Genomic DNA, 12,713 nt, shown 5'->3' on the forward strand with positions numbered 1-12,713 from the left:
TTCACACCCTCGCGGCGCGGACGCTCAGCACGTCGGGCAGGTGCGCCGCGACGAGCTGCCAGCTGTCGCCGTCGTCGCGGCTGGCGTAGACGTCGCCGGTCCGCGAGCCGAAGTACACCCCGGCGGGTTCGGCGTCGTCGGTGCACATCGCGTCCCGCAGCACGCCGGCCCAGTACCCGTCCGGCAGGCCCTGCCCCAGCGCCTCCCACGACTTCCCGGCGTCTTCGCTGCGGTACACCCGGCACCGGCCCTCCGGCGGGAACCGCATCGCGTCGGCGACCAGCGGGAACGTGTAGATCACCTCGGGCCGGTGCGGGTGGACGACCATGGGGAAGCCGAAGTCGCTCGGCAGGCCGTCGGCGATCGACTGCCAGCTCGCGCCCGCGTCGTCGCTGCGGTACACGCCGTGGTGGACCTGCGCGAAGAGGCGGTCCGGCTCGGTGGCGTCGCGGGCGACCTTGTGCACGCACTGGCCGTATTCGGGGTACGGGTCGGGCACGTGCACCGCCTTGATGCCCGTGTTGCTCGCCTGCCAGGACTCGCCGCCGTCCTCGGTGCGGTAGACGCCGCCGGTGGACATCGCGACGGTGACGCGGGCGGGGTCGGCCGGGTGCGGGAGCACGGTGTGGATGGCCTTGCCGCCGCCCCCGGGCGTCCAGTGCTCCCGGTGCGGGTGGTCCCACAGGCCGCGGACGAGCTCGTAGGTGCGGCCGCCGTCGGTGGAGCGGAACAGCGCGGACGGCTCGGTGCCGGCGTAGACGACGTCCGGCTCGCTCGCCGGGCCCGGCACCAGCTGCCACGCCCTGGCGAGGGATTCGCCGGTGTCCGGCGGGAACGCGATCGGGGCGTGGTCGGGTTCGGCCCAGGTCGCGCCCAGGTCGTCGCTGGTGGCCACGCTCGGCCCGAAGTGCTCACTGGTGACCCCGGCCAGCAGCCGGGGTGTGGCGCGGCGCGTGTCGATGGCGACCGCGTACACCTCCGTCATCGGGTGGTGCGGGCCGGTGACCTCCCAGGTGGCCCGATCGTTCGTGCTGGTCGCCAGCCACAGACCTTTGCGCGTGCCGATCGCGAGCAGGACGGACATCCCACACCCTTTCTCCGGTGACCGGGGTCACAGGTACTCTGCCGGAAAAGTTCCCCGGGGGAAATGTCGAACGCCGGATGCGGCCGTTCGACGCGGGGGTGAAGGCCGGTCACCGCGTCCGGGAACGCACCGGACCACCGGCCGAACCGACAGAGGGAGCAGGCCATGCGGTTTCTCATGATGCACCGGGTCGACGAGCACGATCCGCGGTCGTGGAACCCCAGTCAGGAGTTCATCGGCAAGATGGGCGCGTTCATCGAGGAGTCGGTGGAGAAGGGCGTCCTGATCACGGCGGAGGGCGTCCACCCGACGGAGAAGGGTGCGCTGGTCCGCAAGCCCCGCGGCGCCGCGATCCGCGTCACCGACGGGCCGTTCGCCGAGGCCAAGGAGGTCATCGGCGGGTTCGTGCTGATCAACGCGGCGGACCGGGCGGAGGCCGTCGAGTTCGCCAAGCGGTACGTCGAGCTGTTCGACCAGGAGATCGAGGTGGAGATCCGCCAGGTCGTCGAGTTCGACGACCTTCCGGCGCAGGCCTGACGGCGGCCGGTGGCACTAGGCTGGCCGGACAACGACTCTGGGGGTGGAGCGATGTTCCTGGTCACCGGTGCCACCGGCAACGTGGGCAGAGAAGTGGTTTCGGCACTCGCCGCGGCGGGCGCGCCGGTCCGGGCGCTGGTGCGCCGGCCGGACGCCGAGCTGCCGGACGGCGCCGAAGCCACCGTGGGCGACCTCAACGATCCCGGCGCGCTCACCGGCGCGCTCGAGGGCGTCGAAGGTGTTTTCCTGATGTCCGGCTACGAAAACCTGCCCGGATTGCTGACGCGGGCGCGGGACGCGGGGGTGCGGCGGATCGTGCTGCTGTCCGGCGGCTCGGCCACGCTGGCGGACCTGGACAACGCGGTTTCCCGCTACATGACGCTGTCCGAGCGCGCGGTGCGCGAATCCGGTCTGGACTGGACGTTCCTGCGGCCGCGCGCGTTCATGTCGAACGCCTTGCGCTGGCTGCCGCAGCTGCGCGCGGGCGACACGGTGCGCGTCCAGTTCCCGGACGTGGCGGCCGCGTGCATCGACCCGGCCGACATCGCGGCGGTGGCGGCGCTCGCCCTCGCCGGCGGGCACGAAGGCCAGGTGCACGACCTGACCGGCCCGGTGGCGCTGCGGCCCGCCGAGCAGGTCGAGGTGCTGGCTTCGGTGCTCGGCCGGGAGCTTCGGGTCGTGGAGCTGTCGAACGACGAGACGCGCGCGGAGCTGGTGGCGGACATGCCGCAGGCGTACGTCGACGCGTTCTGGAACTTCTACGTCGACGGGACCTTGGACGAGGCGACGGTGTACCCGACGGTGCCGGACGTGACCGGGCGGCCGGCCCGCACCTTCGCCGAGTGGGCCGGGGCGCACGCGGACGCCTTCCGGTGAGCCCGGCGGGAAACTTCCGCGCGGGGTGTCCAAGAGGCCGGTCGCCGTTCGTAGTTCCGGCGTACGGCAACCGAGCCACGACCGACGGAGGAATCCCGTGAAGTACCTGATGCTGATCAACGCCCACCTCGACGCCGACGGCGAGGCCATGGGCGGCTGCACGCCCGAGGACTGGCAGCTGTTCGACAAGACGATCAAGGACTCCGGCGTCTACGTCTCCGGGAACGCGCTCGCCGACTTCACCACGGCCACCACCGTCCGGGTCGACGACCGCGGCGAGCGGGTCGTCACCGACGGCCCGTTCGCCGAGTCCCGCGAGGTGCTCGGCGGCTACTTCGTCGTCGACGTGCCGGACCTCGACGTCGCGCTCGACTGGGCGGCTCGCTGCCCGGGATCGCGCGGCGGCGGGTCGATCGTGGTGCGGCCGATCGCCGACTTCGCAGGCTGACGGCGGTGACGGGGCGGGCGGGCGCGTCGAGCGGGGATTCCCGGGCGGACTCACGGCTGACACTGGAGGCGGTGTTCCGGGAGGAGCGCGGGCTGCTGCTCGCCGCGCTCGTCCGGCGGTTCGGTGACCTCGACCTGGCCGAGGAGGTGACGTCGGAGGCGATCGAAGCCGCGTTGGTGCACTGGCCCGTCGACGGCGTGCCGCCGAAGCCGGGCGCCTGGCTGATGACGACGGCCCGGCGCAAGGCCGTCGACCGGCTGCGCCGCGACCAGGCCTACGCGGCCCGGCTCGCGGTGCTGCAGGTCGAGGCCGAGCGCGCGGCCGCCCCGCCGCCGTCCACCGACGGCGGGCTGCCGGACGAGCGGCTCCAGCTGTTCTTCACCTGTGCCCACCCGGCGCTGCCCGCCGAGGACCGCGCGGCGCTGACGTTGCGCTGCCTCGCCGGGTTGACGACGCCGGAGGTGGCTCGGGCGTTCCTGGTGCCCGGCGCGACGATGGGGAAGCGGATCGTGCGCGCGAAGAACCGGATCCGCCTGCTCCGGATCCCGTTCCGGGTGCCGGACGCCGACGAGCTGCCCGGGCGGCTGCCGGGCGTGCTCCAGGTCGTCTACTCGATCTTCACCGAGGGGTACGCGGCCAGTTCGGGGCCGGACCTGCAGCGGCTGGACCTGGCCGAGGAGGCGATCCGGCTGGCCCGGATCCTGCGCCGGCTGCTGCCGGGGGAGCGGGAGGTCGCGGGCCTGCTGGCGCTGATGCTGCTGATCCACGCGCGCCGCGACGCCCGCACCGGCCCGGACGGCGACCTGGTGCTGCTCGACGACCAGGACCGCGGCCGCTGGGACCGCGCGATGATCGAGGAGGGGGCGGCGCTGGTGGTCGTCGCGTTGTCCGGTGGCCCGCCCGGGCTGTACGGCGTCCAGGCGGCGATCGCGGCGCTGCACGACGAGGCCGCGGACGTGGCGGGCACGGATTGGCCGCAGATCGTGGCGTTGTACGACGTGCTGCGCGGCCTGGCGCCGTCACCGATCGTGGAGCTGAACCGGGCGGTCGCGGTGGCGATGCGCGACGGCCCGGCGGCGGGCCTGGCGCTCCTCGACGCCCTCGCGGACGACCCGCGGCTGTGCGGGTACGGCCCGTTTTCGACGGCACGGGGCGACCTGTTAACCCGCCTCGGCCGGCCCGCCGAAGCCGCGACGGCGTACCGGGAGGCGCTGGAGCTGGCGGGCACCGAGCCGGAGCGGACCCACCTGCGCGGCCGCTTGGCCGAGGTGACCCGGGTGCGCGAAGAGCGGTGAGACCGCCCCGCTGCCGGGGCAAGTTCAGTGCCGCGCATGACTCGTTCGCGACGGCCGGAGTCGCTTGCCCCGCAGGAACTGTCGGTGGCCCCCGGTAAACTGGATACCGGGGGCCGGAGGCCTACTTCGCGCGCAGAGCGGCCACGGACGAAGCGAACATCGTCGCCTTGATCGCGCCCAGGGTGCCGCGGTCCTTGCCCGCCAGGCCGCGCACCCGCTCGCTCGCCACCTTCACCACTTCGCCCTCGGCCGCGATCTCGTCCACCAGGCCGGTTTCCCGGGCTTCGGTGCCGCCGAACCGCCGTCCCGTGGTCATCGACGCGATCGCCGCCGCCGGGGTCAGCTTCCCCTGGATCAGCGCCGCCATCCCGGGGGTGAACGGGATGTCGATATCGGCCTCCGGGAAGCAGAAGTAGCCGCGATCGCCGCGCATCACGCGGAAGTCGTGCGCCATCGCCAGCATCGCGCCGGCGCCGAACGCGTGGCCGTTGATCGCCGCGACCGTCGGCACCGGCAGGGTCAGCACCCGCGCCAGCAGCTCCTGCACGTCGCTGACGTACCGGGCGGCCTGGTCGGCGTGCGCCGTCAGCCACTCGAGGTCGAGGCCGTTCGAATAGAACTTGCCGCCGCCGGTGGTGACCAGGGCGCCGTCGACACCGTCCAAAAAGGAATGTACGCGCTGCAGCCAGTCCGGCGAGAACCGGTTTTCGTCGTCGCCGAGGTCGAGCACGGAAACGGGATCGGTCACGGTCGGTCCTTCTCTGGAGGGGGCACGGTCAGCACGGCCCGCACGGCGGCGGCCAGCCTGTCCCGCACCAGGGGATCGGTGATGTCGCGCCGGAAGAACGCGGTCGGGAGGTCCACGACGCACGTCGTGATCACCTCGACGGCCAGGCCGTCCCCGCGGTCCCACAGCTGCCGGGCGAGCCGGACGAGCAGCGCGACGAGCCGCTTGTCCACCGCGTGCAGGGCGTCCGCCAGCTCGTCGGGCAGTTCGGGGCCGAAGAGCCGGTCGCCCCGGACCTCGAGCAGCATCCGCGCCCCGTCGGGCCGGACGGCGGCGAACGCGGCAGGCGCGTCCGCCGCCGCGACCACGGCCTCCACCGGCGAAGAAGCCCGGTCCACCAGGGAGGTCTGCAGGTCGAGGAACGCGCTCGCCGCCCGCAGCCAGACCCGCGCCAGCACCTCGCCGAGCGAGCCGAACGCGTGGTAGATCGTGCCGTTCGGCACGCCCGCGGCCGCGGCCAGGCCGCGCACGGTCACGGTCTCGGCTCCCGCCGAAGCGACGAGCCGCTCGGCGACGTCGAGCAGTGCCTCGAGGTCGTGGACGCGGGGTCGGGGCATGCCCCGACGGTAACAGAACGTCTGCTCCAAAACCAGGCGGTAAGCTGCCGTCTGTGGAGATCTGGATCAACCCGGCGTGCGCGAAGTGCCGTTCCGCGGTGTCGTTGCTGGACGAAGCGGGCGCGCAGTACACCGTGCGCCGCTACCTCGAGGACCCGCCGACGGTGGCGGAGCTCGAAGGCGTGCTGAAGCGCCTCGGTCTCGAACCGTGGGACATCACGCGCACCGCCGAGCCGATCGCGAAGGAGCTCGGCCTCAAGACGTGGGGCCGCACCGACGCGGACCGGCCGAAGTGGATCGCGGCGCTGGCCGAGCACCCGAAGCTGATCCAGCGGCCGATCATCACGGCCGACGACGGCACGACGGTCGTCGCCCGTGACCCCGAAACGGTGCGGTCGGTCCTCTAGGGGATCGCGTCGGTCTTCGCCAGCAGCGGGACGTCGAGGGGCACCGTCTCCGGGTACTTGATCCCGGCGCCGGTGTTGAGCACGACGACGTCTTCGTCGCCTTCGAGCCAGCCGGACTCGCGAAGGTGCCTCAACGCGGCGAAGCACGCTCCGCCTTCCGGACAGACGAAGGTGCCTTCGCGCTCGGCGAGTTCTCGTTGCGCCGCCAGCAGTTCCTCGTCGGTGACGGCGACCGCGGTGCCGCCGGTCGCGTACACGGCGTCGAGCACGAGGAAGTCGCCCAGCGCCTTGGGCACGGTGATGCCGAAGGCGACGGTACGGGCGTCCGGGAACGGCTCGCTTTCCCTCGCCCCGCGCGAGAACGCCGAGACGATCGGCGCGCACCCGGTGGTCTGGACGGCGACGAGCCGCGGCAGCGGGCCGGAAACCCAGCCCAGCTCCCGCATTTCCAGCAGGGCCTTGTGGATGCCGATGATGCCGACGCCGCCGCCGGTGGGGTAGAGGATGACGTCGGGCAGCCGCCAGCCGAACTGCTCGGCGATCTCGTACCCCATCGTCTTCTTGCCCTCGATGCGATACGGCTCCTTCAGCGTCGAGACGTCCTGGACGCCTTCGCGTCGCTTCACCGCCGCGGCGACGAGCTTGCCCGCGTCCCCGATGAGACCGTCCACCCGGTACAGCTCGGCCCCCGCGGCGACGCACTCGCGCATGGTGATCGCCGGCGCGTCGTCCGGCATCGCGATCAGGCTCGACATCCCCGCGCGCGCCGCGTACAACGCCCACGCCGCGCCCGCGTTGCCGTTCGTCGGCATCGCGATCCCGTGCACGCCGAGCTCGGCCGCCCGCGAGACGCCGACCGCGGCCCCGCGCGCCTTGAACGTGCCCGTCGGGACCAGTCCTTCGTCCTTCATCCACAGGCGCGACAGCCCCAGCTCGCGGCCGTAGCGCGGCAGCCGCAGCAACGGCGTCATGCCCTCGCCGAGGCTCACCACGTGCTCGGCCGAGCGCACGGGGAGCACCTCGTGGTAGCGCCACAGCGTCGGCTGCCGCCCGGCGATTTCCTTCGGTGTCACGGCTTCACGGACGCCGTCGAGGTCGTAGCGCGCGAGCAGCGGCGCACCCGCCGGGGAGAGGCCCTGGACGGCGTCGGCGTCCAGGCGTTCGCCGGTCCGCGAGCACTCGAGGTAGCTGAGGAAAGAATGCGGCACAGCGCCGATCCTAGGTCCTAGAGTGAGCCCATGGACGCGCTGCGGGTGTGCCTCTACGTCTTCGCCGGGGTGACGCTCGGCACCTGGCTGGCGTCCGTGCTGACCAGGGAGTACTCCTGGGTCGACCGGATCTGGTCGATCGTGCCGGTGGCCTACGTGGGGATCTTCGCCGGTGCGGCCGGGTTCGCCGACACCCGCCTCGACGTGCTGTTCGTGCTGGTCGCCCTGTGGGGCGCCCGGCTCACCTTCAACTTCGCCCGGAAGGGTGGCTACGCGCCCGGCGGCGAGGACTACCGGTGGGTGGTGCTGCGCGAGCGGATGGCGCCGTGGCAGTTCCAGCTGTTCAACTTCTTCTTCATCTCCTGCTACCAGAACGCCATCCTGCTGCTGATCACGCTCCCCGCACTGACCATGCTGCAGCACCCCGGCGGCTTCGGCGCCGCGGACGTCGTGATTGCGGTGATCTTCGCCGCGTTCCTCGTCGGGGAGACGGTCGCCGACCAGCAGCAGTGGGAGTTCCACCGGGAGAAGCACGCGGGCCGGGCCCCGACGCGGTTCCTGCAGACCGGGCTGTTCCGCTTCTCGCGGCACCCGAACTTCTTCTTCGAGCAGGCGCAGTGGTGGGCGGTCGCCGCGTTCGGCGTGGTCGCCGGCGGTCTGCAGTGGACGGTGGCGGGCGCGGTCCTGCTGACGCTGCTGTTCGTCGGCTCGACGCGGTTCACCGAGAGCATCACCAAGTCGCGGTACCCGGAGTACGCGGACTACCAACGGCGGACGTCCGCGGTCGTGCCGTGGCCGGTCCGCGCGTGACGACGGTCGCCGCCCTCCAGATCGCGACGGGCGTTCCCCTCGCGCGGATCCTGGCGTTCGAGGACGAGATCCGGGGTGCTTCCCTGGTGGTGCTGCCCGAAGCCGTCCTCGGCGGGTACCCGGGCCGGGGGCCGTTCGCCGAGTACTTCCACGCGGCGGTTGCGGTGCCGGGCCCCGAGACGACGGCGTTGGCCGGGCTCGCGGCCCGGACCGGCGCGACCCTGGTCGTCGGCGTCATCGAGCGCGACGGCTCGACGCTGTACAGCACGGCGGTGTTCCTCGACCCCGGCCTCGGGCTGGTCGGCAAGCACCGCAAGCTGGTGCCCACCGCGCGGGAACGCGTGTTCTGGGGCCGCGGCGACGGCTCGACGCTGCCGGCGATCCCGACGGCCGCCGGCTTGGCGGGCGCGGCGATCTGCTGGGAGAACCACATGCCGCTGCTGCGCGCGGCGATGTACGCGAAGGGCGTGCAGCTCTGGTGCGCCCCGACGGCCGACGACCGCGAGGTCTGGCAGGCGTCGATGCGCCACATCGCCGACGAAGGCCGCTGCTTCGTGATCTCGGCGTGCCCGTACGAGCCGACGGGCGACGACCCGTTCCGGGGCGGCAGCGTGATCGTCGGCCCGGCGGGGGACGTCCTGGCCGGTCCGCTCCGGGACGCCGAAGGGCTGATCACGGCGGAAATCGACCTCGACGAGCTGGTGGTGGCCCGCAAGAGCCTCGACGTGTCGGGCCACTACGCGCGGCCGGACGTCTTCGCGCTGACGGTGGACGAGCGGCCGCGGGACGGCGTCACCTTCCTGCGGTGACACCGTCCCGCGCGGCTCACACGGCCAGCCGGCCACCGTCCACCGGGAGCACCGCGCCCTGGACGAAGCTCGACCCGCCGGTCACCAGGAACGCGATCGCCGAGGCGATCTCCTCCGGCGCCGCCACGCGGCCGGCCGGCCCCGCCGTGGCCAGCTCGTCCAGGCCCTCGCCGAAGGCCGCCGTGCCGCCGGTGCGGGTCGGGCCCGGGCTGACCGCGTTCACGCGGACCCCGGACGGCCCGAACTCCGCCGCCCACGCCTTCGTCATCAGCTCGACCGCCGCCTTCGACGAGCCGTAGAGCGCCATGCCCGCCATGCCCCGGAGCGCGACCACCGTGGACACGTTGACGATCGCGCCCTGGCCGCGCGCCGCCATCTCCGGTGCGAGCTCGGCGACGAGGAAGAACGGCACCTTCACGTTGGTCGCGTAGACGCGGTCGAAGTCCGCTTCCGAGAGGTCCGCGGTGGGCCCGGTGGGGAAGATCCCGGCGTTGTTCACCAGCACGTCGACGTGCCCGCCCAGCTCCCGCGCCCGGTCCGCGAGGGAACGGGCCGACGCGGCGTCCGTCAGCTCCGCCGCGACGAAGTCGGCCTTGCCGCCCGCCGCGCGGATGGCCGAGACGACCTCGTCGCCGCGCCCGGCGTCGCGGCCGGACAGCACCACGTGGGCGCCGAGCCCGGCCAGCGCGACCGCCGTGGCCCGGCCGATCCCGCTCGTTCCGCCGGTCACCAGCGCCGTCGACCCGGACAGTTCTGCAGTCATCGCTCAACTCCTTCGCAACCCGGGTGTTTCCCCGGTCGCAGGGTTCAAGCGAGACCACGGCACGAGACTTCCGGACCGGGGTTCGGCTCTCCTTATCCCTCCGATTCGTTCCGCCGATGGTCTTCCAGCGCCGCGACGAACTCCGCGATGTCCCGCCGGTGCGAGGTCGCCGGCCACACGGCCCAGGTCCGCCGGACGATCGGGTTCCCGGCCAAGGGCGCCCACCGCACCGAGTCCGGCAGCGGGTACGGCCACCCGGGCGGGGCGAAGGCGTACGCCCCGCCCGCGCTGACCGCCGGGATCTTGAGCTCGACGATCAGCCGCTGTTCCTCCGGCACCTCCGGGCCGACGTCGAGGCCGTGGCTGCGCAGGATCGCCGCCAGCTCGTCGTACCAGGCCGGGCTGCCCGCGCGGGGGAAGGCGAACCAGTCCAGGCCGGCCAGGTCCGCCAGCCGGACCGGCGAACCCAGCCTCTCGGCCAGGCCCGCGGCCAGCAGCACACCGACGTCCTCCGTCACCACGAGCACCGCGTCGAGATCGGGGCCGGCCGGGCGCTCGCGGACCAGCCCCACGTCCAGCTCGCCGGCCCGCAGCGCGGCCACCTGCGCCACCGACGACAGGTGCCGGGCCTGCACCCGCGTGTCCGTCAGCCGCGCGAGCGCCGAGGGCAGCAGGTCCGGCGGCAGCTCCAGGGGCACCCCGACGCGCAGCACGCCGCCGCCGGGCTCCGTGTGCCGGGCCATCGCGGCGAGCGCCTGGTCGTGGCGCGCCAGCACGGCGCGGGCCTCGGCGAGCAGGGTCGTCCCGGCGTCGGTGACCTCGACGCCCGTGCTCGTGCGCACCAGCAGGCGGACGCCGAGCCGCCGTTCCAGTGCGGTGATCGTCTGGGACAGCGCCGGCTGGCTCACGTGCAGCTGCCGCGCCGCCTTCGACATCGCGCCCGCTTCGACGATCGCGACGAACGCCCGCAGCTCCCGGATCTCCATCAGCGGGCCCACCGGATCGGCAGGGACTTGAGACCGTTCTGGAAGTTCGACCGCAGCCGCACCGGCTCGCCGGCGAGCTCCACGAAGCCGAGCCGGTCGAGCACCGCCTCGAACATCGCCCGCAGCTGCACCCGGGCGAGCTGCGCGCCGAGGCAGAAGTGCGGGCCGTGGCCGAAGGTCAGGTGGTCGTTCGGGGTCCGGCCGACGTCGAAGACGTCCGGATCGGCGAAGACGGCGGGATCCCGGTTGGCCGACGAGAACCAGACCACCACCTTGTCCCCGGCCCGGATGTCCACATCGGACAGCCGGACGTCGGAAACGGCCGTGCGCCTGAAGTGCATGACCGGCGTCCACCACCGCAGCATTTCTTCGACCGCGGAAGGCAACAGCGACCGGTCGGCCGGCAACCGCCGGTACTGCGTGGGGTGGGAAAGCAGCGCGAACAGCCCACCGGGCAGGCCGTTGCGGAGCGTTTCGTTGCCCGCCACCGAAAACAGCCAGAACAGGTTCTCGAACTCGGCGAGCGAGACACGGGCGCCGCCTTCGCCGACGTGCCGCATCAGGTCGCTCATCACGTCGTCGCCCGGATTTTCGCGCTTGTACTCGCCGAGGGCGTTCGCGTACGCGTAGAGGTCCGGCATCCCGGCGCGCGTGCGCGGGTCCGGCATCGACCCGTCCGGCCCGGGCGACGGGCGGACGGCGAGCGCGGCCCGCGCGAGGTCGCTCACCGACGAGACGTCGACCGTCGAGCTCACCGCGTACTCGGCGTCCTGGTAGCCGATCACGCGGTTGCTCCAGTCGTACATCAGCCGCCGGTCGCGTTCCGGCACGCCGAACACCCCGGCGAGGGTGCGCAGCGGCAGGTCGGCGGCCACCTGCGCGAAGTCGCATTCCCCGCGATCGGCGACCGCCGCGACGAGCTCCCGCGCCCAGCTCTCGATCTGCGACGTCAGTTTCGCGATCGCGCGCGGGGTGAACGCTTTGGTGAGCAGCCCCCGCAGCCGGCCGTGCTCCGGCGGGTCCATGTTCAGCATCATCCGGCGCACGTAGGCGAGGTCGGCCGCGTCCCGGATCTGCGTTCCGCCGAGCTGGGAGGAAAACACCCCGGGGTCACGCAGCACCTGCCGCACCTCGGCGTGGCCGAGCACGGCCCAGAAGTCGTCGACGCGCACCACCGGGCCGGCGCGCCGCAGCCGCGCCAGCTCCTCGTACGGGACACCCTGCACGTAGGTGTCCGGGTCGGTGATCGCCACGAACCGACCCTAGCCGCGCCCACCGACAGTTTGGGAGGCTGCGCGGATGGACACGCTCAACATGCGCACCGGCGGCAAGGGCGAACCGGCCGTCCTCCTCCTGCACGGCCTCGGCGCGACCGGCGCCGTCTGGAACCACTTCGCCGTCCAGCTCGACCGGCGCGTTCTGGTGCCCGACCTGCCCGGCCACGGCCCGTCCTCGCCGCTGCCGCACTACAGCTTCGCGACGCTCGCCACCGCGGTCGCGCGGGCGCTGCCGGACGGCGGGCCGCTGATCGTCGCCGGGCACTCGCTCGGCGGGGTGCTCGCGCTGGAACTGGCGTCCGGCCGCTACGACGTCGAGGTCGCCGGCGTGCTGGCCCTCGGCGTGAAGGTCGAGTGGAGCCAGGACGACCTGAACCGCGCGGCGTCGTTCGCGGCCCGGCCGGCCCGGGTGTTCGCGACGCTGGCCGACGCCGAGCAGGCCTACCTGAAGGTGTCGGGGCTGCTCGGGATCGCGCCCACCGACCCGGCCGGGCTTCGCGAGACCGAGGGAGGTTGGCGCCTCGCGATGGACCCGGCCGCGTTCGGCCTCGGCGCGCCGGACATGCCGGCCCTGCTCGCCGGGGCACGGTGCCCGGTCGTGCTCGCCGCGGGCGAGAACGACCCGATGTGCCGTCCGGAGCAGCTGCGGGCGCTCGACCCCGGGGCCGTCACGCTCGCCGGCCTCGGGCACAACGCCCACGTGGAGGACCCGGCCGCCGTGCGGGCCCTGCTGAAGCGCTTCGGCGTCTGAAGGCCCGGGCGCAGCCGTCGTACCCCATGCGACGGCTGCTGCTCGAACCCCTCGTCACCACCGGACCGGCAAAGCCTAGGAAAGCGTGGTGGACGAGCGCCTGTACTGCCCCTCCTCA

General features: G+C 73.1%; 15 protein-coding genes. 8 read left to right on the forward strand and 7 right to left on the reverse strand.

The window, feature by feature from the left end:
• Position 1 precedes the first annotated feature (1 nt).
• Entirely contained in the window at positions 2–1,084 is a 1,083-nt protein-coding gene (locus tag AB0F15_RS04925; protein WP_360265272.1) for an exo-alpha-sialidase, read from the reverse strand.
• 165 nt (positions 1,085–1,249) lie between these two features.
• Between AB0F15_RS04925 and AB0F15_RS04930 the strand changes: the two genes are divergently transcribed.
• The 4 genes from AB0F15_RS04930 (at position 1,250) to AB0F15_RS04945 (ending at position 4,240) form a co-directional block, all read left to right on the forward strand.
• Entirely contained in the window at positions 1,250–1,621 is a 372-nt protein-coding gene (locus tag AB0F15_RS04930) for a YciI family protein (RefSeq protein WP_360265275.1), read from the forward strand.
• Positions 1,622–1,672: 51 nt separating this feature from the next.
• Positions 1,673–2,497: an NAD(P)H-binding protein gene (locus AB0F15_RS04935; RefSeq protein WP_360265278.1), complete on the forward strand. Its 825-nt coding sequence runs from the start codon at positions 1,673–1,675 to the stop codon at positions 2,495–2,497.
• Between the two features lie 97 nt (positions 2,498–2,594).
• Positions 2,595–2,945 (forward strand): YciI family protein, encoded by a 351-nt coding sequence (locus AB0F15_RS04940; protein ID WP_360265281.1) that lies wholly within the window; start codon positions 2,595–2,597, stop codon positions 2,943–2,945.
• 5 nt (positions 2,946–2,950) lie between these two features.
• Entirely contained in the window at positions 2,951–4,240 is a 1,290-nt protein-coding gene (locus AB0F15_RS04945) for a DUF6596 domain-containing protein (RefSeq protein WP_360265283.1), read from the forward strand.
• A gap of 121 nt (positions 4,241–4,361) precedes the next feature.
• On the opposite strand, the gene AB0F15_RS04950 is transcribed toward AB0F15_RS04945, so the two are convergent.
• On the reverse strand, positions 4,362–4,988 hold the full coding sequence (locus tag AB0F15_RS04950; RefSeq protein WP_360265286.1) for an enoyl-CoA hydratase/isomerase family protein: 627 nt from the start codon (positions 4,986–4,988) through the stop codon (positions 4,362–4,364).
• Entirely contained in the window at positions 4,985–5,584 is a 600-nt protein-coding gene (locus tag AB0F15_RS04955; protein WP_360265289.1) for a TetR/AcrR family transcriptional regulator, read from the reverse strand. Before AB0F15_RS04955 ends, AB0F15_RS04950 begins: the two co-directional genes overlap by 4 nt.
• 53 nt (positions 5,585–5,637) lie before the next feature.
• Between AB0F15_RS04955 and AB0F15_RS04960 the strand changes: the two genes are divergently transcribed.
• Positions 5,638–5,991, forward strand: coding sequence for an arsenate reductase family protein (locus AB0F15_RS04960; protein WP_360265292.1), 354 nt, complete (start codon positions 5,638–5,640; stop codon positions 5,989–5,991).
• On the opposite strand, the gene AB0F15_RS04965 is transcribed toward AB0F15_RS04960, so the two are convergent.
• The gene (locus tag AB0F15_RS04965; RefSeq protein WP_360265295.1) at positions 5,988–7,199 is read right to left on the reverse strand and encodes a threonine synthase; all 1,212 of its coding nucleotides are present in this window, start codon (positions 7,197–7,199) and stop codon (positions 5,988–5,990) included. The genes AB0F15_RS04960 and AB0F15_RS04965 overlap by 4 nt on opposite strands.
• A 30-nt stretch (positions 7,200–7,229) precedes the next feature.
• Here AB0F15_RS04965 and AB0F15_RS04970 point away from each other — a divergent pair, with 30 nt between their 5' ends.
• Both AB0F15_RS04970 and AB0F15_RS04975 read left to right on the forward strand, forming a co-directional pair.
• Positions 7,230–8,009, forward strand: coding sequence for a DUF1295 domain-containing protein (locus tag AB0F15_RS04970; protein ID WP_360265298.1), 780 nt, complete (start codon positions 7,230–7,232; stop codon positions 8,007–8,009).
• Entirely contained in the window at positions 7,991–8,818 is an 828-nt protein-coding gene (locus AB0F15_RS04975) for a carbon-nitrogen hydrolase family protein (protein WP_360265300.1), read from the forward strand. The genes AB0F15_RS04970 and AB0F15_RS04975 overlap by 19 nt, the downstream gene beginning before the upstream one ends.
• Before the next feature lie 16 nt (positions 8,819–8,834).
• Here the strand turns inward: AB0F15_RS04975 and AB0F15_RS04980 are convergent, their stop codons facing one another.
• The 3 genes from AB0F15_RS04980 to AB0F15_RS04990 all read right to left on the reverse strand — a co-directional run bounded on the left by AB0F15_RS04980 (position 8,835) and on the right by AB0F15_RS04990 (position 11,820).
• On the reverse strand, positions 8,835–9,581 hold the full coding sequence (locus tag AB0F15_RS04980) for an SDR family oxidoreductase (protein WP_360265303.1): 747 nt from the start codon (positions 9,579–9,581) through the stop codon (positions 8,835–8,837).
• A 92-nt stretch (positions 9,582–9,673) separates the two neighbouring features.
• Entirely contained in the window at positions 9,674–10,567 is an 894-nt protein-coding gene (locus AB0F15_RS04985) for a LysR family transcriptional regulator (protein ID WP_360265306.1), read from the reverse strand.
• Positions 10,567–11,820 (reverse strand): cytochrome P450, encoded by a 1,254-nt coding sequence (locus tag AB0F15_RS04990; RefSeq protein ID WP_360265309.1) that lies wholly within the window; start codon positions 11,818–11,820, stop codon positions 10,567–10,569. Before AB0F15_RS04990 ends, AB0F15_RS04985 begins: the two co-directional genes overlap by 1 nt.
• 46 nt (positions 11,821–11,866) lie before the next feature.
• On the opposite strand from AB0F15_RS04990, the gene AB0F15_RS04995 reads away from it, so the two are divergent.
• On the forward strand, positions 11,867–12,595 hold the full coding sequence (locus AB0F15_RS04995) for an alpha/beta fold hydrolase (protein WP_360265312.1): 729 nt from the start codon (positions 11,867–11,869) through the stop codon (positions 12,593–12,595).
• The last annotated feature ends 118 nt before the right edge of the window (positions 12,596–12,713 follow it).

This window comes from Amycolatopsis sp. NPDC026612 (assembly GCF_040638285.1).
In the GTDB taxonomy this organism is placed as follows: Bacteria; Actinomycetota; Actinomycetes; order Mycobacteriales; family Pseudonocardiaceae; genus Amycolatopsis.

What these genes read in the sequence shown, in the direction of transcription:
- AB0F15_RS04925 (WP_360265272.1), bottom strand. Translation starts at nt 1,084, where the DNA reads ATGTCCGTCCTGCTCGCGATCGGCACGCGCAAAGGTCTGTGGCTGGCG.
- AB0F15_RS04930 (WP_360265275.1), top strand. Translation starts at nt 1,250, where the DNA reads ATGCGGTTTCTCATGATGCACCGGGTCGACGAGCACGATCCGCGGTCG.
- AB0F15_RS04935 (WP_360265278.1), top strand. Translation starts at nt 1,673, where the DNA reads ATGTTCCTGGTCACCGGTGCCACCGGCAACGTGGGCAGAGAAGTGGTT.
- AB0F15_RS04955 (WP_360265289.1), bottom strand. Translation starts at nt 5,584, where the DNA reads ATGCCCCGACCCCGCGTCCACGACCTCGAGGCACTGCTCGACGTCGCC.
- AB0F15_RS04970 (WP_360265298.1), top strand. Translation starts at nt 7,230, where the DNA reads ATGGACGCGCTGCGGGTGTGCCTCTACGTCTTCGCCGGGGTGACGCTC.
- AB0F15_RS04980 (WP_360265303.1), bottom strand. Translation starts at nt 9,581, where the DNA reads ATGACTGCAGAACTGTCCGGGTCGACGGCGCTGGTGACCGGCGGAACG.
- AB0F15_RS04985 (WP_360265306.1), bottom strand. Translation starts at nt 10,567, where the DNA reads ATGGAGATCCGGGAGCTGCGGGCGTTCGTCGCGATCGTCGAAGCGGGC.
- AB0F15_RS04995 (WP_360265312.1), top strand. Translation starts at nt 11,867, where the DNA reads ATGGACACGCTCAACATGCGCACCGGCGGCAAGGGCGAACCGGCCGTC.